Raw genomic sequence first — 21,172 nt, 5'->3', positions numbered from 1 at the left:
CCTCCTTTCTCCCCGTCATTTTATTGTTGTGCTAAACCCCTGCTTTTGCACAGATATCCCGCAGGCAGCATATTTCACAGTGGGGTGCAGTCCTGGCCGTACAGACATCCCTTCCAAGGAATACCAGCCTGTGGCAGAAATCGCTGCCCTCCTCAGGCGGAATGATCTCCCAGAGGGCCATTTCTACCTTTTTGGGATCCTTGATCTGGTCCACCAGGCCCATGCGATTTACCAGGCGGATACAGTGAGTGTCCGTGACAATGGCCGGCTCACCGAAAACATCCCCCATTACCAGATTGGCACTTTTCCGTCCAACACCTGGCAGCTTCAACAAATCCTTGAAGTTATCCGGGATCTTTCCGTCATATTCATCTCTAAGAATCTTCATACACGCACTGATATCCCTTGCCTTGCTCCGCCCAAGCCCACAGGGCCTTACAATTTCCTCAATATCCTTTACATCGGCTTCCGCCAGTGCATTCACATCGGGATATTTCTCATACAGGTCCTGTACTACCACATTTACCCTGGCATCTGTGCATTGTGCCGCCAGACGTACACTCACCAGCAGTTTCCATGCCTGATCATAGTCTAAGGTACATCCTACATCCGGGTATTCCTCTTTCAGCCTCTGGATGATCTCTAACGCTAATTTCTCTTTTGTCAAACTTCTTCCCCTTTCGTAACTGTTTAAATAAAGCTTCGACATTTATACCATTCAACTTTATTCATCTTCTGCAAAAATAGCCAGATCTTCAAACAATTCATTCTCTTGCAATTTTGTGTTTTCAACACTGCATAAAGGCAGATGTGCAACCGAAAGATATGGCAATAGAAAATCAAGCATGAACTCTTTCTGTAATTCTAGCATATCTCTGTCGTAGCCGCCCGCATTATTTCTATGCCCTTCAATATCCAGGTATAATATACGTTTTTGATTGGGGAACTTCTGTTGAGCGGTATAGATCAGTTTATATAACATCCTCGCTGCTGTCTGAAAATTTTCTTCTGCAAATACTGTATGCTGGATAGCAATACTTTTATCTCTCAATGCATTGATTCTCTCATGGTCCGGACGAATTGGATTTAGGTCGCTAAGCTTGCCCGTGTTTCTTTTTTCCATTACCTCATACCAATGATCTCTCATTTGACGGATTTGTTTTCTTTTAGAAGGATTATCTCCATAAAGGTCATGGCATCTGGAACAAAGCGGCGCTGCATTATTTATTGTATCTTCTCCCCCTTCTTTCTGAGGAATAATATGATGCACTTCCACAAATGGCTCCTGGCAGATTACACATCTAAAACCTGCTTTTTTCTTTGCTTCTATTTTCACTTTTTCCGAAAAACTCATTGTACTCTTACTCCTGATACTCTGTCTTTTATGTGATTGCTACAGCTTTTTAAAGTTGCACATCGGATACCTTTTCTCCATTGACTATATATCTCCATAACCCCAGATCTCATAGACAGTGTATTCATGGTCAAAATGATATCCAAGTTTTTCAGCCAGTGCCACAGACCATAAATTCTGTGCATCCCAGCTGGGATAGATTCCTCTGTCCATACACTCCAGCAGCAATGCTGCCCCGCAGGCGTATGCAAGCCCTTGTCTCCGGTACTCCTCCTTCGTATCAATCTCGATCTCAATCCCGCCTTGGAAAGATGCATAGGAGGATGCCCCTGCAACAATCTCTTTTTGTCTCAGCACCACGGTCCCCAGACCAAGCCTCTGGTACATTTCATAATCCGGGAATTGGGATACCAGGTCCCTGCTCCAATAATGCCTCCGGCATTCATCGAAGCACTCTTCATCCATCATCCTGACCGTATACTCACTACTTAAGGAATCCACCGCAGTACGGAGCTTCTGCCTGTCAAACACTCCCGGTTCTTTTCTAAACGCATACCTGGCCACAGGCTTAGCTTTATCTTTGTAAACTTCTGTGATTATCGCCGCCCACCCTTTGGACTGAGGCACCATGATCATAAAATCTCCGCTGCACTCATCGGGTTTAAACCGTACAAGCTCTTCATCCGGCCTCCCCGCCAGAAAACAAAAGTCTCCCAGCATGGCCATAGCTGACTCAGGCTGTTGTGCATAATCTGCATAAACACACCCCATAATCCCCTGGAGGCACGACTTTAGTATCCCCTCCGGCCAATCTCCAAACAGCGTCTCTGCTCTTTTACAGTCCTTTAATTTTACCGGCATATCTTCCCCTTCATCTGTCTGTTATCTGTTTATAACCGGTGAGACTACCGGCTTCCCATCCCTGTCCAAAAGCGGTGTCAATCCGCCTGAATAGCCATCTACGTGGTACAGATAATTCACACCAGTTACCCGGTCCACCCATATCTCTGTCACCGTCATCTTTCCCTGTTTATAGATCCTCTTAAATCTGTCATCTGATTTCATCATGACTGTTTCTCCTTTTTTATCTTCTACTTATAATTTATCAGCATAAGTCCGATAATACAACAAGCAATTCCAGCGAACTTAGCAGGCGACAGAATTTCCTTGTAAAACAGGATACCGATCACCAGCAGCATTATCGTGGCGCAGACATTGGCAGCCAGGCTTCCCCTGCTGATCTCCCAGCCGCAACGGTACATGAGGAGATAACCAAGCTCAATCCCCACAATGGATATGCCCAATATCCAACTGCTCCAGTTAATCATATGAATGTCCTTTGCCAAAGATCCTTTTCCTGTAAAATAAACAACTCCACAGATTGCTGCAGCGATTAAGTATGTCACTGTTAAACATAAAAAAGTATTTGCATTGGCAGGAGTACTCTTTGCTGCGTTGTGATAGATCAGATTTGATATGATGACCAGCCCCAGCGGCAGGTAAAAATGAATCCCCATGTTACTCTTCTCCTCCAAGTTCTTTTTTCATAGGAATATGCAGACAGTGTTCCTCCATATAAGATTCGCCTCTCACTGTATATCCTGATTTTTCATAAAACTCCTGCACTCTGGCCTGGGCAGACAGATGAATGACTTTCCCCTTTTCCTGACGGATGCTGTCCTCCATAGCTTTCATGATAAATCTTCCAATATTCCTGCCTCTGTATTCCTTTCGTATGGCAACCCGGCCTATGTGGTACACTCCCTCTTCTTCTCCCTGAAAGTAGCGTCCCACAGCGATCGGATAACCCTGGTCGTAGCACACGACATGTACTGCCTTTTTGTCTGTCTCATCAATCTCATTTATAAATCCCTGTTCCCTTACAAACACTTCTTCCCTGATATCTTCTGCGTCGTCAAATAATTCTCTTTTCTTTACAAAAGTTATTTCCATACAAACCTCCCTGATACTGTGTTCCCAGCTTGCTAAAATAAAAAGGCACTCAAAACAGTCTTCTGTTGCAGTGCTGCGTCAGACCTGCGACTGTTTTTCATGCCTTAGAACATCCTTACCCGGTGGAAAGGATATAAGCTGTTATTTTTTTAGTGATTTTATCAGGAACATCAGGGTTTGTCAATATGAAGGCTCAACGTATACTTTACAACCTAGAAACCAAGAGTTCTATACATCCGTTCTTTTCCGGAGAATCGTCACCGCTGCATAATGAAGCACATGAAACTGCGGGGGTGCCGTCTGTTCAAGAAGCCTCATATGCTCTTTTTCAAACGCCGCCACTTCCTGTTCAGGAAGGGATGCACCGATCCCTCTGCAGGCTTTCATCCGCCCGTTCCAGCCCTCTCTCGTAAAAGGCACTTCCAAGTCAAACACTTCTTCTGACTCCAGCTCAAAATAATCCAGGTATACCTTCGGTATCTGAATGTTATGCCTGGTTTCGTTGCATCCGGTCCATAAGGGATGATATTTCAAAACCAGTTCCTCACTTTTTCCGGCAATCTCATCCTCTTTCGGCAGCCAGGCCATATACAGCACCGCAAAACTTCCATTTTTCTTTAACAGTTCACTAATCTTAGGAGCCAGAACTTCATGGTCAAAATAGGTAAAACACTGGCATGCCGTCACCGCGTCAAATGAGCCGGCCTGAAACGGCACATCCTCCGCAGGAGTACACAAAAACCTAATATCCATATCTTTTTCTGCCGCAAGCTCTCTGGCATGGTCAATCTGCTGTTCAGAGATATCAATCCCTGTAAAGTTTGCTCCATGAGAATATAAATTCCTCGGGATAACCCCAGTACCTGTGCCTATGTCAAGGACATCCTGTCCGGCAGTGCAGATCCCCCGGTCCAGCAGTCTCTGATAAAACTCCTGCGGATAAATATCCCTGTATCTGGCATAGTCCCCGGATGTACGCCCCCAATCAAAACCAGTTCCTCTGTCAATCTCTTTTTTCTGAATCATATGGCCTCCCTTCGTTCCCTTTATTCACATTTTTCGTACACCAAATCCATCATTCCATGGATATTATCAACCAACGGTCTCTTTGTCAATGCAGCTGTCCATATGACTTCTTTTATGTTCTTCCTATCGAATCCATTTCTATGTTAGACCCAGTCGTGATTATATGTTAAAATATTAGATAAATATTAAAAATTTAGTAAATGATTTCATTCATCCAGGGGGGATATTGTAATGAATACTGTTGAGTGGTGTAAAAAGCGGCGGTGGGGTGTTGTTATTTTTTTGATCGTCAATATATTGGCTGTGACTGTTATATGTAAAAGGGAATCTCAGTATGTAGCAAAAAGTTTGTCTGAGCACGCGAATCATTCCCAGGCACAGGCAGAAGAGGTCATGGAAAATTACAGCCACTCCTTTCAATTATTTTCACAGCTGCTGTCAAGGGAGATCCAAAATAACCCGAATCCCAATGATATTTGGAATTATCTGAAAGGTATTGACTCTAAGATGAAGGACATTGAAGGTGATACCTTTGACGGTCTTTATATGTATTATAAGGGGCGCTACCTCTACAGCTGGGATACACCTTATTCAGAATATGAAAGCACTGGATACAAGGCCACCGAACGTCCATGGTATAAAGATGCAGTATCCGGCAAAGGAAAGGTTGTCTTTACTCCTCCGTATATGAGCTATGCCAATCACTATATCCTCTCCACCATCTCACAGCTTCAGCCAGACCAGAAAACCGTATTCGCTTATGATATTAAAATGGGGGATATCCAGGATCTTGTCTCCTCTCTAAAAGAATATGACAGCGAACAGCTGATGATATTTGACAACAAAGGAACTGTGATTGGAAGCAGCAATGCCGACTACTTGGGCGGAGATCTTTATGCCGATTTAGATGAGACCAAGGCTGTCTATCAAAAGGCTTTGAAGGCCTTTAAAGATGCCGGGGATATGAAAGAGGAAGAGCGCTCAAAACTGAAAGACCAGCTGGACTCTGCATCTGCATTTTATACCTTTCAGAAAGACTTTGATAAGGAATTCTCGAAGCTGAAAGGCCAGACCTCCAAAGTCCATACTTTGAAAATCAAGAACAAAAGTTATTATGGTTATCTGCTGAAGGGAAAGGATTATAACTTTATGATTCTTGTCCCGGTTTCTTCTATGCTGAAAAGTACCGTTCAAATATGGCTGCTTCCTCTTCTTGCACTGGAGCTTTTGCTTATTTATATTCTGGGACGCATCAGTAAAGGCCAGAAAAACCGGGAGCTGCACGCAGCCTATGTGGATCTGGGCCAGACCCAGAAACGACTGGAGATTGCTTTATCCGCTGCCCAGAAAGCGGCTGCCATCGATGATCTCACCGGAATGATGAATTTTAAGTCATTCCGAAAAGGCGTCACAGATCTGATAGAGGAAATGGACCCGGATGAGCGCGGAATCCTTATTATGATCGACGGTGACCGCTTCAAATCAGTCAACGACAATTACGGCCATTCTGTCGGTGACGAAGTCATTAAACTGTCCGCCCAGATGATCATTGGACGTATCCGAACCATAGATTTGGCATCACGTCTGCACGGGGATGAATTTGCGATCTTTGTATCCAGGACAGAGGACTATTCCGTAGCAAAAAAGATCATGGATGATATCAATGTGTCACTGGCGAAAGAGGCGGCCCGGAGAAATATGCCTTCCATCACTATGTCCGCCGGAGCTGTTGTGGCAAAACACGGAGACACCTATGTGAACCTTGCCAAGGCAGCAGATGAGGCTCTCTATGAAGCTAAGGTAACCCACAACGGAGGCTTTGCGGGCGTCCCTAAAAGATAAGAGAACAAAGTGGGTAAGTCCACTTCAACACCCAAACCTCTCATTCTTTGAGGGGCTTGGCAACTTTGAGCGCCAAATGCGATTTGACGTAGTCAAATAGTTTCCTCACGCATTTGTGTGCATAATGCCCGCAGGGCTTGCTTATTCCACAGGGAGGTTCGCAGAACTTTCCTATGGAATCAGAAAAAGCAGAAAAAGGCAGAGAGAAGCGTTTGGTTCTTCTCTCTGTCTTATGTAATTTCTATTTCTTTTTCCGTGGCTTTTTCTTCAGTTTCAGTACGATCTGCCTTTGTGCTGCCTTATCCTGAAATAACTTTACCGCTGTGGCCGCTCTTTCTTTCAGGTTTTCTTCTCCCGGCTTTATGTCACGATGAAGCTCCTCCATCACTGCCTCAACCTCTTCCAGTTCCAGCATATTCACCGCCGTACAATAAAAACTTTTCCTGCGCCCGTCATTATAATTGTCTAAAAGCTCATGTAAGATCTCTGCCTTCTTCTTTTGTTCCTCATTATAAATATCCATCCCTTTTTCCCTGGCCCTTTTAAAGTCAATCTGCCGTTTCTGGTGTGTGATAAATGAATCATACTCATCAATGCCTTCATATTTTTCACAGGGATAGCTCCCGCACTGGAAGCAGTATTCTATCTTCCCCCGCTCTATACTGCATTTCGCGATTTTGCAGGACTGGTTTCCAGCTCCTCCTCCGCAGCCAGGACAGTACCCGTCTATCTTCATGGAGCATAACCCGCAGTTTAAACCACAGAGGGAAAACATCAGGTTTTCTCTGTTAAAGTCTTTCATAGTTCTGCCTCCGTACAGTATTGATTTAATATATGGCACAGCTTTTCATAATCAATAGGTTTTGAAATATGATCGTTCATGCCTGCCGCCAATGCCTTATTTACATCTTCCGTAAACGCATCCGCCGAACAGGCAATGATAGGAATCTTCCTGGCTTGGGAATGACCGCATGCCCTGATCCGGCGTGCTGCCTCATAGCCGTCCATCACAGGCATCTGGATATCCATCAAGATCATCTGGTATGTTCCATCCGTGGAGTTCTCGAAAATCTCCAGCGCCTCCCGGCCGGTTTCAGCACATGTGATATTCAAGCCGGTATCCTTAAGGATTTCTTTTACGATTTCCCGATTCATCTCATTGTCTTCCGCCAGAATCATACTCATGCCTGAAAATATATCCTCACCAGAATTTTTTATCTTTCTGGTCTGATCTGCACCTGTATTTTCAACAGACGTCTCTGTGTCTGCAATTTGAAATGACAGTCCTACGGTAAAAATACTGCCTTTCCCTTCCTCACTCTGCACATGGATGGTTCCGTTCATCATATTGACCAGGTTATTTGTGATGGAAAGACCGAGCCCGGTTCCTCCATAAAGCTTTGCGGTGCCGGCATCCTGTTGTTCAAACGGCGTGAAGATCCGTTGCTTATATTCTTTTGTCATTCCAATTCCAGTATCTTGAATTCGGAACTGAAGGTGCGCCCGGCCTTCGATCACTGCCTTCTGAGAAACCTCCAATTCTACCTTTCCTCCGGCAGATGTAAATTTCACTGCATTGGACAACAGATTCATTAATATCTGATTAACCCTGAGCCGGTCGCCGACCAGTAAACTATTGGTGATCCCCTCCACCTTCATTCCAAACTCAAGCTCCTTTTGCCTTGCCTGACTTTCAAAAATCGCAGCCGTCTCTGTCAGCAGTTCCTGTATATTAAAAACCGCGTTTTCCAATTTTATCTTACCACTTTCAATTGACGCAATATCCAATACATCATTGATAATATCTAAAAGATGCTGGGCAGCGTACTCCTGTTTCTGCAGACAATCTTTTATCTTCTCTCGTTCTTCTACGGCTCCTTTGGCGATCTGTAGATAACCAATGATGGCATTCAGAGGCGTCCTGATCTCATGAGACATTTTGGACATAAACTCTCCTTTAGCCTTGCCCGCCTGCTGCGCCGATAACAGAGCGTCCTCCAGCGCCTGGCGTTTCTCTGCCTCTTGCTTTTTCGCCTGATGGATATTTTTCAGAAATACCATAACCTTGTCCGATTCAGTGCCGTCCCCCGGAATTCCTTGCAATGTATAAGAAAACCACATATACTGGCTGGATTTCCTTCGGCTCCTGCACTCAAAATAAATCTCCCCTCCGGATTCGGCAAGCTTTCGGATTCTAATTAAATCACATTTATCCCTCACATTCTCCCAGTCTTCCGGATGAATATTATGATGCAGCTGACTGCCCAACAGAAGCATCTCCTCCTGTTTGAGAATATGACCTTCGTTCATCTGGTAAGAAAAGATTTTATTGTCTTCTAAAATGTATTCCATGACGGCATCATTTGCCCTACACACATACGTAATAAAACGTTCGAATTCCCTGCTCTTTTCTTGTTCCAGTCTTCGGTTCTTTCGCCTATACACCCAAAATACAGTTCCTGAGATCAGCAGTACCACCGCAAGTCCTGCCACACCCCAGGCCCATGGATTGCTGTAGAAATATCCCCTTACCGAAAATTCTTTCACCGGATAAGAAATCTTCTCCTGCACAATATGGTCAATGTCTTCATCACTGATGCTGAGTACTGCTTTATTTAAGATCGAAAATAGAACAGGATCTTCCTTCTGCTCAACCGCCATCGCAAACTTAACCGTGTCATTGGGAATTAGTGTTTCCTGAAGCTGGTTCCGGTCATCCTCATAAATATATTGCTGGGCTGTGTATGTGTAGAGATAAGCGGCATCCGCCTTGCCGGATAACACGGCATCGACGCAATCGTCCAGTGTTTTAAAATAAAGAACTTTATTCGTCTTGTGGTATTTGAATATATAACCCTCTGCAATATCTGATTCCTTTACCGTTGCTATGGTTTTAGGTGTGCCTGTAAACTTTTTATTTGTAATGCGGGAAATCGTAGATTCCAGATACGGCTCTGTCAACTCATAACCTTCCCGTTCGGCTTTATTCAAATCATATCGGTTATCAAAACAAACCTGAGTACCACCCTGAAGCAGCTTCCTTTCATACTCCGCCCTGGTCTTAGTTGGAATAATCTCATATGGTATGCCAGTGCGCTCCATGATTTCAGCCAGAATCTCTGTCAAAACCCCCTTTATCTTTCCATCTTCATAATAAGAAAATGGTTTTCTGTCTGTGTTCAGCAATATTTTCAAAGTTTTTTTCTTCCTGACAAATTGATTGATGTAGCTTCTCTCCTCAGCCGTATAGGATACATCATCGCCGTTTTCCGCAGAATAATAACGGTTATATAGTTCTGTCTGTAAATTAGGCTTATATAGCTCGATTTGACTGATGGCATCGTTGACCTGGTTCAAAAGCTTGTGGTTCCCCTTCTTTACCATTACATAGTACGGTGACGGGTCAAAAGATGCCACAACCCATTCATTTTTTATTTTTCTTAGGCTGCTGGTTACGACTGCGTCAATATCTTTACCGCTCTGCAGCGCCTTCAGCATTTCTTTACTGCTATTGAAAATCACTGTTCTATATGAAATTCCCTGCTCTTTGGCATACGTTCGGAAACTATCGTTCTTGCTGTTTTTTTTCAACATTCCTACCCGCATTCCGTTTAATTTACGGAGATCACCATTCATATATTTTGTATTTCCTGCTTTTACGGTAAGAAGGGTTTTACTTGTTCCGATCGGTCTGTCGGAGAAGTCAAAATTCTTCATCCGTTCTTTTGTTTTCTGGGCTGAGGTAAGCATATCAATCTGCCCTCTTTCAAGCATATCCTGCATTTCCTCCCAGCTTTTATCATAGCCCTTATATTCATATACAAAATTAGAGTACTTTCCCATATACTGAAGATATTCATAGCCATATCCACTGCGGTCCCCATACTGATCCTGCATATGATATCCATCTAAAGCAAAAAAACCGACGCGGACAATTTCTGTCTGCGCCGCGCTTACAGGACGGACCGCTGCCGCTAGAAGTACCAGACATACGATCATGCTGATCACCTTGCAGCGTAAGATCTTTAATTGATTTGTTCGTTTTACACAGCCGGTCATCTGGCTCTCCTTTCGGCCTGCCTGCAGAAACATTACTATAGGATGATTATATCCTTTCGGTCATTGCTCCGCAAGATGACTCTTCAATACCCTCTGCATATCTTAGCAGTCTTTCATAGCGTTTTTGATTCTCTTCTGCCTTTTGGAATAGTATCATTCTATCTTCTTCATCTTCCAATATATGAATCTTTCGATGACAATTAGGACAAATAGCTACAACATTATCCATAGTATCACTTCCTCCATCCGACAAGTATTTGATGTGATGTTCTTCCAAATATGGTTTATGGTCCTTGTCATAAAATGGAGCATTTAATTTACACAATTGGCATTTACCTTCTGCAAAAGTTTTTACCAGCTCTCTAATGTACGGACTGCGATAATATACAGTTGACTCTGTTTTCTGAGTTTTTGGAGGTCTTGAATGCTTTGCGTGCCGGGCCAACTGTTGTTGTGTCAATTGTGTTGCTTTCACTTCTTCAAAATCCATCTGAATTTGCAGGTCTATTTGTTCTTGCCCTAGATCATTGCATAAATTTAACAGATTAATAATTTTCTGTTTTTCACTATCGTCTGTCTGAACTCCTAATATCTTATGTAACAAAAAATCGTACATTTCTTTATTTGCCAGAAAAAGATAACCTGGATTACCATGACCTTTTCTATTGAAAGGAGCATTCGTCTTAGGTCGTAGTCTTAAAAGTTCATCCTTGTAATCTGAGGTTTCAATCGTCTTCGCAAAGGTTATATAATCCACATCCACTCGCCATCCTTGATCCTGCCATGGATTTTTTATTTCTACAGGTTTCTTCGCAGCATACACATCTTTTTTTGCTCTGCTTATGGCTACAATCTTCTTTTTCAAGCTATGGATAATTATATCCCCTTGCTTGACAGATTTCATAGTTTCATAATGAGATACTCGTTGTCCTATCCTTCCGTACTGTGGTGCCCATAAATAACCCCCTCTGTGTTCCCATTTGTAGGTTTCATTCTGAAACACAAAAAAATAATTCATTTAAACACCCCCAAAGCATTGTGTCGCCAAGGTAATATCCACCGGCGCCAATTTATTTTTAAATAATTGATTTCTTGATACCCATTTGATTTTACTGTGTACCGTCAATCTAAGATGATCGCTCAACAGCTTTGCCTCATATAAAATGATTTCATAATTATTTTCTTCTATTTGAAATTTTGCTTGCCCAAGATATGAAGATACCTGAATGTCTACTCCAAATTCCTCTTTTATTTCCCTACAGATGCACTCTTCATCAGTTTCATCGCCTTCAACCTTCCCACCCGGAAATTCCCAATATTCTTTTAATGAACCATAATTACGTTCTGCAATTAAAACCTTATCATGTTTGATTATGGCCGCTGCAATAATCCTTTGCATCTACTTACCTCATTTCTGATTCTATGTACACTTTTTCATGTCTGGATTCACTTCCGGAGTCCTTTTTCAATCTGCTTCATTCATAATTTCCATAAACTTGGGCTGCATAGGTATCAATTAAAACATGAGCATCAGTCATTAGATCAGAAATCCATTCAATTACGTATAAATATATCGTAATTCCAATAATTCTTTTCCACCTATGTTATCCTTCAGACAATCACCGCTGTTGTAAAAGCCAAACTTCTCGTAGAAAGATCTCGCACTCCTGTTTTCTTCCAAAACCCACAAAAAGACATTTTTATATCCCATTTTGGCCAGTCCATCAATGGCAGCGCGCAGAAGGAATTTTCCATATCCTTGACCACAATATTCCGGTAACAAATAGAGAGAGACAATTTCACCGAATCCGCTCATGCTTATAAATCTTGATGGACAGTAAGAGGCCGTTCCAATCATTTTTTCATCATCCAGCAAAATCAACGAACACAAATCAGGATTTTTAATGGCCTCGCACCATTTTCCCTTTTCAAGGTTGTCAAGATAGCTTTGGGGAATGATATCTTTGTATGCGTATTTCCAGCTGGTTTCGTAAATGTAGCTGACGGATTCTGGGGCATCTGATTGATTTAGGAATCTTATCTCCATAATATCTCTCTTTCTTGGTTTTCAAAAAATATTTCAACCGCTTCTGCATATCCTTATCATCGGCAAGTGCAACAATCCGTTTAAAGCTATCTCTATCGTATGATGTACCACGCCGCTGTAAGGTCTCAAAGATCGCAGCTTGCAATTTTGCCCCATCAAAATCGAATGTACTTGAAAGTTAATAAATATCGTAAAAATCTTTCATTCTGCCTGTCAGTTCGAAGCGTTACAAAATTGCGTCAAACTTTTCCGCTATGGTACTTTCAATAGAATAAGTTTTTATCACAGGTGCTTCAAAGTCTGGAAGCTGCGTATTAATTTTACGCTGTTCTGCTTTTGGTACGATAACATCTCCCACACCTATATCTACATTAAAAGGTACTCGCACATTTTTTATCTGTCCTCTAATTTGTGTACTGATACCGTGATACTTTCTCTGTGGAGAAATCTCCTCAAAACTTTTGCAGTCATCTTAATATAATCATTGCCTGTCGGTGTGTAAATGATTTTACAGATCATATTTTTAACACTATCTATTGAATTTGAATATCCACAGAGTAGGAAATCAACATCAATAGTAGCTCGGCTTTCAAAGTTCGTAATAGTATAGATGAATAACCCGCCTTTTAGCACCAGATAGTCCTCATATTCTGACTTCGAGGGTTTTCTCGAAAATTCCTCCTGTATAAAAAGCTACAGGCACTGCTGTTAACTGATACCACAAGTCTTAGCCTTATTTCTAGCTTACCAAGTACTAATGCTGCAATATCTGCCATCACAGCCACACTCCAATCAATTCTTTTACACGCTTTTGTACACGCAGAACTTTCGCATATTCCATAAGATTCGGTATATTCTTTTTCGGGTCTTTTACATAGCCCTGCACCGCTTTATTAAAAATCTCCATATCCATCTTTTTCATATTTCGTAGCACATCGCAAATAGTACGGTCACGGTCATAAATGTGGACTTTGTGAAAATCAATTTCACCCTCGATTTCGCCTAGCGTAACCAACCCTGCCTCTACACGATATGCCTTTATAAACGGATAATCGATTCTTGTTCGACGCTTAGAAACATTTTTATCTATTGCAAAGCTCCATTCAGCAGGATTTCTGTCACTGTATCTATAATAGAATAGGGCGGTCTCCATACAAAGCACTGCATCGGGAAACAATCGATTGATAATGACAACTTCACTTTCTCCGCAATCCTGAGCCCAGTGATAGTAACCTCGCCTGACTCTTTCAATCAATCCTTCGTCTAAAAGTCGTTTTATATCTGCATAGTATAACTTTGAGGCTGTAAGTTCCGCAGTAGTCATAACATAATTATGACTGCTAAACAACACTCTCAAAGTTTCAATATCTTTATTCTGAAGCATATCTTCACCTCTATTGAATTGCCCTTTATTAAATTAACAATTAGGCACTTTACTATATTATATTTGATTCTTTTGTTTGAGTCAATAATAGTAAAGTGACACTTCTAATTCTATTTATAAGGTAGTTTAATATAAAGATTGGTCAGCGAAAAACAAATTCATAAAAAAGAAAGCGTACCACTATTTCTAATGATACACTCATATTTTTAGATGACTTCAAAATGCTTAAACGCATCCTTTATCGCTTCTACTTTCTCCGACACATCTTCCCTATCTACGGTCATTTCAATGTCTATTCTTTCCCCATCCTTTTTTCATAACATACTGGTGGGGTAAATTACTTCGTTAATTTAACCCCTCTTACCCCATTTTAATAAAAATTACTCCTTTATGAATAAATTTATCCCTCCCACAAAAATTAAATTTTATTCAAGTAAGGTTATTTTGATTTTTCTTTATCATTTTCCAATGCCCGGTACTCTCTTTGCAATTCCTGTGACAGTTCTTCTTCGCTTGGAAGATATAGCTTATACTTTGACGTAAAAATCTGTGTTTCATTTTCTGGCAATGTATACTTTACCACAGATTCACTTTTATCCGCACAAAGAACAATTCCTATCGGTGGGTTATCTCCCTAATTCAATACTTCTTCAAGATCACTCTCATAAAAATCATCATTCGGGCTTAATCCCAGAAACTCTAATACATATGGATCGCGGATAACATTCTCTGGCACTTTTGTGGGCTCCAATTTCTGTATTTCCTCTGAAACTTTTTCTTTATTTTGGCTGGACAACAACCTTTCATAAAAGAAAGAATTAATTTGTCTTTCCAACTGCCGTGTACTCCAATTCGATTTTATGGCCTCTTCTGTATAGAACTCACGGGCTTTTTCATTTTCCACGCGCAAGAGCAGGCGGTAATGTGTCCAACTCAATTCGCCACGCAGTGCGTGGCTATTTGGAAAGGTCAGATAAAACTATATCATATATTTAAGATTAGTCGGCGTGAAACCTTTGCCAAAATCTATCGTCATCTGTTTTGTATAATTCCGCTATTAATCTGCTTCCATATTCTGCTTCTTCATAACCACCCTGCTGTTCCACAATACTCTTTCCAATTTATTTGATTATGTATATAATAATTATCAATTCTATTCCGAGATATTACATCTTTTTCTATGCTCTCTTAGGGCTTCGCGATCTGGCTCAATATGACCTTTAGATATTGGCATGCCTACAAACTTGGAAATGTATTCCTTAAATATTTGACTATGATCAATTCTCTTTTCTACACATACTCTAAGATTATCATCCAATGAAAAATATCCTATTTCAAAAGCTTTATCATGAATAGGGCATAGGCATAGTCCATTTGAAGTATCTCCTCGCTTATTAGTGTTATCCGCCCATCTTGCAATGTGAGAAGCAACCAAAAATTCTTTGTCTGCAATCTTACATCCCGGAAAACAGCACCGATTATTATAATTATTTTTTACATTTGTTGCAAAGCGATCATGCCCAACTCGCGCTTTAATTTGTTTTAAGATCGTAGATGTCGATACTGATACACCAATAAAAACAGACTCATCAGTAAACTTTTGTACACCATCTAATATTATTTCCAAAAGAGCTTCATCAACCTCTGAAAGATATCCGCCATTTAAGCATTGCAGTCTACCAGATTGTATTGTAAAAAATAAGTTCTTAGGCTTACTTTTTTTCTCATAGTAGTTTTTTAAATCTATTTCTTTGTCAAAAAACAACTGATAAAGATTAATAGAATTTTTAAATCTAAAAAAATCAGTTAATGTTGCTCTATAAAAACTATTACAATAGTCCCATCCGCCAGCGATAGGTGGGCGTTCTTCAGTCCTATAACCATCTGTTTTGGCAATAGAACACCCAACAATTTCTGCCTCTTTCCCTTTACCTCTAAGATGAATAATAAAGTCACCAGATTTCACCCTATTTACATTCTCCCAAAATAGCCACGACTTATTTCCGGCTTTGCCCTTCTTATACGTCGGTGCCCATATACATTCTGTAAATCCCCATTCATTACCACCATGTTCTATATCCCGGCTCATTTCAATCCATATCTTCATTTATATTTCTCCATTTTCCCCAATGTAATAAAATACATACCGGAAAAATATTACAACAATATTTAACTGCAACCTTTAATATCGCCACAAAGTATGGGTTTTGCCTCGTGGTATCTTTCCACAAAACAAAACTCATTTCTCATACTCACATGGCATTACCCCGTCCCCCTATCTGCGGGAGCTTATCCATCTTACCTCTCGGAAAACACAACTCCATTTTCTCCAAACAATCCCACAAACGCCCGTAGAATCAAGGTTTTCGCACCAGCAACACGGCGGTTTCAACATGAGATGTGCACCCAAACTGATCCACAACCGCCACTTTCCTTACTTCATACTGTTTCTCCCCCAGCATCTTCAAATCCCGAGCCAAGGTCCCCGGATCGCAGCTGACATAAACAATTCTTTTCGGCCCCATCGCCGCCATAGTATCCAAAAGTGTCTTATCACACCCTTTCCTGGGAGGATCCACAACGATTACATCTGCATAAACCCCGTTCTTTTCATACTCCCGGGGCAGAACTTCTTCCGCTTTCCCCACAAAGAACTGAACATTTTCCATATGGTTCATATCAGCATTCAATCTTGCATCCTCAATCGCTTCTTTTACGATCTCAACTCCGTAAACCTGTTTTGCTTTCTGTGCCAAAAACAGAGAAATCGTACCGATACCGCAGTAAAGATCCCACACAGTCTCATCCCCGCAGAGTCCGGCATATTCTAGTGCCTTCTCATACAGCACTTTCGTCTGTCTCGGATTCACCTGGAAAAAAGACAGCGGCCCAATCTGATATTTCACATTTCCAATATAATCATAGATATAAGCCGGCCCATAGACTTCTTCTACTTTGTTCCCCAGGATTCGGTTCGTCTTCTCCCGGTTGCTGTTGACGCAGATGCTTGTCATCCCGTCAATCTCTTTTAAAGAATCCACAAGTTCCGAAAGGTGCGACAGGTCCTTTTTGCTTCCATTTACCACAAGACAGACCATAATTTCTCCTGTCACAAACCCAACTCGGGTCATAATATGGCGCACCAGCCCTTTATGCCGCTCTTCATCATAAGGTTCCACGTGATGCTTCTCCATATATTCCAGAACCTTAGTGAGTATTTCCTCATTTACTGGATGCTGGATCGAGCAGTGGATACAGTCAATGATGGAGTGGGTTCTTCCAGCATAAAATCCGGTGATTAACTTTCCGTCCTTGTTGCGTCCCACTGGGAATTGGGCCTTGTTGCGGTAATAATAAGGCTCGTCCATTCCGTAGATCGGCTCCATTAAAGAAGCGGCATTTTCAATCCCGCCGATCCGCTCCAGACAATTCTTCACCTTGTTAAACTTATACTCCAGCTGCTTTTCATAGGACAGATGCTGGAGAGTACATCCACCGCACGGACGAGCGGACGGACATCTTGGCTCTACCCGGTCAGGGGAGGGCTCCAAAAGTTTTTCTACTCTGGCAAATCCATAATTCTTCTTTGTTTTGATGATGCGGGCCAGGACCTTGTCCCCCACAACGGCATCTTTTAAAAAGAGGGCATAGCCGTCTGCATGGCCGATGCCCTCTCCTTCATTGCCCATATCATCAATTTCTACTTCCACTAATTGATTCTTTTTAAATTTCATAGGCACCTCTTATATATAACCATCCAGTCTGACTAAATGGATGTCTCTCTGATCTTTGTATCAAATAAACGCTGGAAACCGGACCACTCCTGGCCTTCCTGTTTTTTCTCGATAATCTCTGAAAATGTCTCCATCTTAGCGTCAAAATTATCTGCCTGGCTCAGTGCAATCGCCTCTGCCAATGCAGGTTTTTTCGGGGAACCAAACTCCAGCTCTCCGTGATGGGACAGAATGCAGTGCTTAACCTCGTTGGCAAGCTTTGCGGGGAATCCCGGGATCTCATCCATCAGCTTGGAAAGCTTGATGGTCCCCATGACAATATGTCCCACTAGCTGGCCTTCGTCTGTATAGTCATTTTCCGGAAATGCGGACAGTTCCTCTGCCTTTCCGATGTCGTGAAACAAGGCTGTGGTGACAAGCAGGTCTCTGTTTAACTGCGGGTACAGGACTGCATACTGTTCACACAGCTTTGCAACACTTAAGGAGTGCTCTAAGAGCCCTCCGATGTATCCGTGATGTACGCTTTTGGCCGCAGAATGTATCTTGAATTTCTTGGCAAATTCTTTGTCTTCTACGAAGACCCTCAGGGCAAGCTTTTTCAGGAAGGGATTCTGCACCTTTTCGATCATCCCTAAAAGCTCGTCAAACATTTCATCAATATCTTTTTTTGTAGACGGCATGTAATCGGAGATTTGGTATTCTCCTTCGTCTGCTTTCCGGATCATCTCAATATTTAACTGGTTATTCCCCTGGAAGTTTGTAACCTTCCCTTTCACCATAATATAATCCATAGCCTCGAAATGGCCGATGGCATTGTTCAGTTCCCATACTTTTCCGTCGATCATTCCGGTTTTATCCTGGAGCGAAAGAGAATAATAGGTCTTTCCAAACTTTGATGTGCCCGATGTCTTTGTCTTGCACAAAAATACCTCTGAAACCATATCTCCTTCATGCAGCTCACTTATATATCTCATAATTTAACCTTTCTAGGGCCGCCTTAGAGCCCGCACCTCTTTTACTTTCCCTATTATTACATAAACTCCCCTGAAAATCCACTGTAAAATTGCCGTCTGCCTCGTTTACATGCCCCATATTTTATGCTACACTTTTTCTGAATCAAAAAAGGAAAACCTTCTTTAATAATGGTTTTCAATGAATCTGAGGGAATAATTATGAATCAAAAAGTTTTAAATACATTAGAATATGACAAAGTCATCGAACGGCTTGCTGCCTATGCGACTACCGAGCTTGGGAGAGAAGCCTGCGAAACTCTCCAGCCGATGACACAGGAACCAGAGATCTCTCTGGCCCAGGAACAGACCCAGGATGCTCTGACCAGGCTATATAAGCAGGGGAGCATTTCTTTTTTCGGCGTCCAGGATCTGGGTGCTTCTCTGAAGCGCCTGAAAATGAAGGGGACATTAAGTGCCGGGGAACTGTTAGAGATCGCAGGTCTTTTGGAGGCGGTGAAAAACGCTCTGTCCTACGGGGCGCAGAAGGATGATATGGCAGATGCCGATTCTCTGGATTCTGTGTTTGAGTCTCTTGTGCCTATGGACGGTCTTTTGAAGGATATCAGACACTGTATCATTTCCCCTGAGGAGATCAGTGATGATGCTTCTTCGGCCTTAAAAGATATTCGAAGGAGCATGAAGCTGACCAACCAGAAGATCCACAGCCAGCTGACAACGATGGTCAGTTCTTCTGCCAACAAAGACATGCTGCAGGATGCCATTGTCACCATGAGAAACGGCCGATACTGTATTCCGGTCAAACAAGAGTACCGGGGACAGTTTAAAGGAATGATCCATGACCAGTCCTCCAGCGGTTCTACTTTATTTATCGAGCCGATGGCCGTGGTCACACTGAACAACCAGCTGAAAGAACTGGAGGGACAGGAACAGACTGAGATCGAACGTATTTTATCCCTGCTGAGTGAACAGGCTTCCTACGATCTGGACGGACTGGCCCAGAACCAAAAGCTTTTGATTCAGCTGGATTTTATCTTCGCGAAAGCCAAGTATGCCAAAGATTATAACGGCAGCAAACCGATCTTTAGGGAAGACGGTGTCATTAATATCAAACAGGGGCGCCATCCTTTGCTGGATTCTAAGAAGGTGGTGCCTATTAACGTAACTCTCGGCGACGCCTTCTCCATGCTGGTCATTACCGGTCCCAATACCGGAGGTAAGACCGTTTCTCTGAAAACCGTTGGGCTGTTTACGCTCATGGGACAGGCGGGTCTTCATATTCCTGCATTCCAGGGATCCAGCCTGGGAATCTATGAGGAAGTATTTGCGGACATCGGAGACGAGCAGAGCATTGAGCAGAATTTAAGTACCTTCTCCTCTCACATGACCAACATTGTCTCCATCATCCAAAAAGCCCACAAGAATTCTCTTGTGTTGCTGGATGAGCTTTGCGGGGGAACCGACCCGGTGGAAGGCGCCGCACTGGCTATTTCTATCTTAACGGATCTGCATGACCGGGGCGTAAAAACCATGGCGACGACTCACTACAGTGAACTTAAGATGTTTGCACTTTCCACTGAGGGTGTGGAAAACGCTTCCTGTGAGTTTGACGTGGAGACACTGTCTCCAACTTACAGGCTGATGATCGGGATTCCCGGCAAGAGTAATGCATTTGCTATTTCCCAGAAGCTTGGGCTGGATAATCACATCATTGACCATGCTTCCGGCCAGATTGACCAGTCGGTCAAAGACTTTGAGACCATCCTGGCTGACTTGGAAAAGAGCAAACAGACGATTGAGCAGGAACAGGAAGAGATTTTTGAATACAGAAAAGAGATTGAATCTCTCAGGCAAAGCCTGAAAGAGCGGCAGGAAAACATCAAGGAAAAACGAGAGAAGCTGCTCAGAGAGGCAAGGGAAGAGGCCTACCGCATCATTTCTGAGGCTAAGGATACTGCCGATGAGACTATTAAAGAGTATAACAAGTTAAAGAAACAGTCTGGGAAAGATGCAAACAGAAAAATGGAGCATATGCGAAGTGACCTGCGTGGCAAGATGTCCGGCCTGGAAAAAGATATGGCCTACCGCTCCAAAAAACGGGCTTCTAAAAAGCATGAGCCAGGCGATTTCCAGATTGGGGATGAGGTCTATGTGACCAGCCTGTCTCTGAACGGTACTGTCCAGACACTGCCCAATTCCAAAGGGGATTTATATGTACAGATGGGCATGATGCGCTCTAAAATCAATGTAAAGGATCTGGAGATCACGAAGAGCGTAAAACAGGTGAAGCGGGAAAATGCAAGAAACGAAGCCAGAAACAGCGGGCGGACTGCCATCAACAAGTCCTCCAGCATCCGCCCGGAGATCAATGTACTGGGCATGACTGTAGATGAGGCTATTTCCCAGCTGGATAAGTTTATTGATGACGCCTGTCTGGCAAACCTTGGACAGATTACCGTCATTCACGGAAAGGGAACAGGAGCCCTGAGAAAAGGTATCCATAACTACTTAAAGACTCTGAAAAAACAAAAACGGATCTCTGGATACCAAGACGGAGAATTCGGCGAGGGAGATATGGGTGTTACGGTTATCATGTTGTAATATCTGACCAAAGTTTGTTTTTATCACATTTATACAAATTCTCAACATCCAGTTGACAGTTTACGGCAGCTGTGATAAATTTGTATCAACAATTCGATAGGGATCGTGACTATCATAGAATAGGCGAGACCTGAATTATAATAAGGCATGAATTATGTCTTATTATAATTTAGGTCTCTTTTTATATTTGAGGGAGGGAAA

22 protein-coding genes are annotated in these 21,172 nt (G+C 42.4%); 2 read left to right on the top strand and 20 right to left on the bottom strand.

The genetic code is table 11. The features are described 5' to 3' along the window. Positions 1–31: 31 nt before the first annotated feature. The 7 genes from AR1Y2_RS00845 to AR1Y2_RS00815 form a co-directional block, all read right to left on the bottom strand. Complete coding sequence (locus AR1Y2_RS00845) at positions 32–667, bottom strand: endonuclease III domain-containing protein (protein ID WP_137327258.1); 636 nt, start codon at positions 665–667, stop codon at positions 32–34. 57 nt (positions 668–724) lie between these two features. Continuing rightward, a complete protein-coding gene (locus AR1Y2_RS00840; protein WP_137327257.1) occupies positions 725–1,354 on the bottom strand; it encodes an HNH endonuclease signature motif containing protein in 630 nt (209 codons plus the stop codon). 84 nt (positions 1,355–1,438) lie between these two features. Next, positions 1,439–2,215 (bottom strand): GNAT family N-acetyltransferase, encoded by a 777-nt coding sequence (locus AR1Y2_RS00835; RefSeq protein WP_137327256.1) that lies wholly within the window; start codon positions 2,213–2,215, stop codon positions 1,439–1,441. Positions 2,216–2,236: 21 nt separating this feature from the next. Then, positions 2,237–2,419, bottom strand: coding sequence for a DUF6440 family protein (locus tag AR1Y2_RS00830; RefSeq protein ID WP_137330158.1), 183 nt, complete (start codon positions 2,417–2,419; stop codon positions 2,237–2,239). 26 nt (positions 2,420–2,445) lie between these two features. Then, positions 2,446–2,871 (bottom strand): EamA family transporter, encoded by a 426-nt coding sequence (locus AR1Y2_RS00825; protein ID WP_137327255.1) that lies wholly within the window; start codon positions 2,869–2,871, stop codon positions 2,446–2,448. A 1-nt stretch (position 2,872) separates the two neighbouring features. Next, positions 2,873–3,307, bottom strand: a complete 435-nt coding sequence (locus AR1Y2_RS00820) for a GNAT family N-acetyltransferase (protein ID WP_137327254.1) — start codon at positions 3,305–3,307, stop codon at positions 2,873–2,875. Between the two features lie 228 nt (positions 3,308–3,535). Then, positions 3,536–4,333: a class I SAM-dependent methyltransferase gene (locus AR1Y2_RS00815; protein WP_137327253.1), complete on the bottom strand. Its 798-nt coding sequence runs from the start codon at positions 4,331–4,333 to the stop codon at positions 3,536–3,538. A 231-nt stretch (positions 4,334–4,564) separates the two neighbouring features. Between AR1Y2_RS00815 and AR1Y2_RS00810 the strand changes: the two genes are divergently transcribed. Next, positions 4,565–6,175, top strand: a complete 1,611-nt coding sequence (locus AR1Y2_RS00810; RefSeq protein WP_137327252.1) for a sensor domain-containing diguanylate cyclase — start codon at positions 4,565–4,567, stop codon at positions 6,173–6,175. Positions 6,176–6,416: 241 nt separating this feature from the next. On the opposite strand, the gene AR1Y2_RS00805 is transcribed toward AR1Y2_RS00810, so the two are convergent. The 13 genes from AR1Y2_RS00805 to AR1Y2_RS00755 form a co-directional block, all read right to left on the bottom strand. Continuing rightward, the gene (locus AR1Y2_RS00805) at positions 6,417–6,977 is read right to left on the bottom strand and encodes a DUF3795 domain-containing protein (RefSeq protein WP_137327251.1); all 561 of its coding nucleotides are present in this window, start codon (positions 6,975–6,977) and stop codon (positions 6,417–6,419) included. Next, positions 6,974–10,234, bottom strand: coding sequence for a hybrid sensor histidine kinase/response regulator (locus AR1Y2_RS00800; protein ID WP_175403550.1), 3,261 nt, complete (start codon positions 10,232–10,234; stop codon positions 6,974–6,976). The genes AR1Y2_RS00805 and AR1Y2_RS00800 overlap by 4 nt, the downstream gene beginning before the upstream one ends. Before the next feature lie 46 nt (positions 10,235–10,280). Next, positions 10,281–11,252 carry an HNH endonuclease gene (locus tag AR1Y2_RS00795; protein WP_137327249.1) on the bottom strand — a complete coding sequence of 324 codons (972 nt, stop codon included), beginning with the start codon at positions 11,250–11,252 and terminating at the stop codon, positions 10,281–10,283. Next, positions 11,253–11,633 (bottom strand): (deoxy)nucleoside triphosphate pyrophosphohydrolase, encoded by a 381-nt coding sequence (locus AR1Y2_RS00790; RefSeq protein ID WP_137327248.1) that lies wholly within the window; start codon positions 11,631–11,633, stop codon positions 11,253–11,255. A gap of 159 nt (positions 11,634–11,792) precedes the next feature. Next, entirely contained in the window at positions 11,793–12,281 is a 489-nt protein-coding gene (locus AR1Y2_RS00785; protein ID WP_137327247.1) for a GNAT family N-acetyltransferase, read from the bottom strand. 226 nt (positions 12,282–12,507) lie between these two features. Further along, the gene (locus tag AR1Y2_RS18285) at positions 12,508–12,678 is read right to left on the bottom strand and encodes a nucleotidyl transferase AbiEii/AbiGii toxin family protein (protein WP_334295824.1); all 171 of its coding nucleotides are present in this window, start codon (positions 12,676–12,678) and stop codon (positions 12,508–12,510) included. Next, positions 12,675–12,914, bottom strand: a complete 240-nt coding sequence (locus AR1Y2_RS18280) for a hypothetical protein (protein WP_282432090.1) — start codon at positions 12,912–12,914, stop codon at positions 12,675–12,677. Before AR1Y2_RS18280 ends, AR1Y2_RS18285 begins: the two co-directional genes overlap by 4 nt. 142 nt (positions 12,915–13,056) lie before the next feature. Continuing rightward, complete coding sequence (locus AR1Y2_RS00775; protein ID WP_137327246.1) at positions 13,057–13,665, bottom strand: type IV toxin-antitoxin system AbiEi family antitoxin domain-containing protein; 609 nt, start codon at positions 13,663–13,665, stop codon at positions 13,057–13,059. A gap of 439 nt (positions 13,666–14,104) precedes the next feature. After that, positions 14,105–14,248, bottom strand: a complete 144-nt coding sequence (locus AR1Y2_RS18275) for a hypothetical protein (RefSeq protein WP_243118816.1) — start codon at positions 14,246–14,248, stop codon at positions 14,105–14,107. Positions 14,249–14,299: 51 nt separating this feature from the next. Beyond that, positions 14,300–14,602 (bottom strand): DUF1016 N-terminal domain-containing protein, encoded by a 303-nt coding sequence (locus tag AR1Y2_RS17930; protein WP_243118815.1) that lies wholly within the window; start codon positions 14,600–14,602, stop codon positions 14,300–14,302. 216 nt (positions 14,603–14,818) lie between these two features. Continuing rightward, a complete protein-coding gene (locus tag AR1Y2_RS00765; RefSeq protein ID WP_137327245.1) occupies positions 14,819–15,772 on the bottom strand; it encodes an HNH endonuclease in 954 nt (317 codons plus the stop codon). Between the two features lie 250 nt (positions 15,773–16,022). Then, positions 16,023–17,399 (bottom strand): 23S rRNA (uracil(1939)-C(5))-methyltransferase RlmD, encoded by a 1,377-nt coding sequence (gene rlmD, locus AR1Y2_RS00760; protein ID WP_137327244.1) that lies wholly within the window; start codon positions 17,397–17,399, stop codon positions 16,023–16,025. A gap of 32 nt (positions 17,400–17,431) precedes the next feature. Then, positions 17,432–18,373 (bottom strand): 3'-5' exoribonuclease YhaM family protein, encoded by a 942-nt coding sequence (locus AR1Y2_RS00755; RefSeq protein WP_137327243.1) that lies wholly within the window; start codon positions 18,371–18,373, stop codon positions 17,432–17,434. Positions 18,374–18,571: 198 nt separating this feature from the next. Between AR1Y2_RS00755 and AR1Y2_RS00750 the strand changes: the two genes are divergently transcribed. Next, complete coding sequence (locus AR1Y2_RS00750) at positions 18,572–20,971, top strand: endonuclease MutS2 (RefSeq protein ID WP_137327242.1); 2,400 nt, start codon at positions 18,572–18,574, stop codon at positions 20,969–20,971. Positions 20,972–21,172: the final 201 nt, after the last annotated feature.

Origin of the sequence: Anaerostipes rhamnosivorans (assembly GCF_005280655.1) — a bacterium.
GTDB classification, from domain to species: domain Bacteria; phylum Bacillota; class Clostridia; order Lachnospirales; family Lachnospiraceae; genus Anaerostipes; species Anaerostipes rhamnosivorans.
This window is presented reverse-complemented; position numbering and strand designations above follow the sequence as displayed.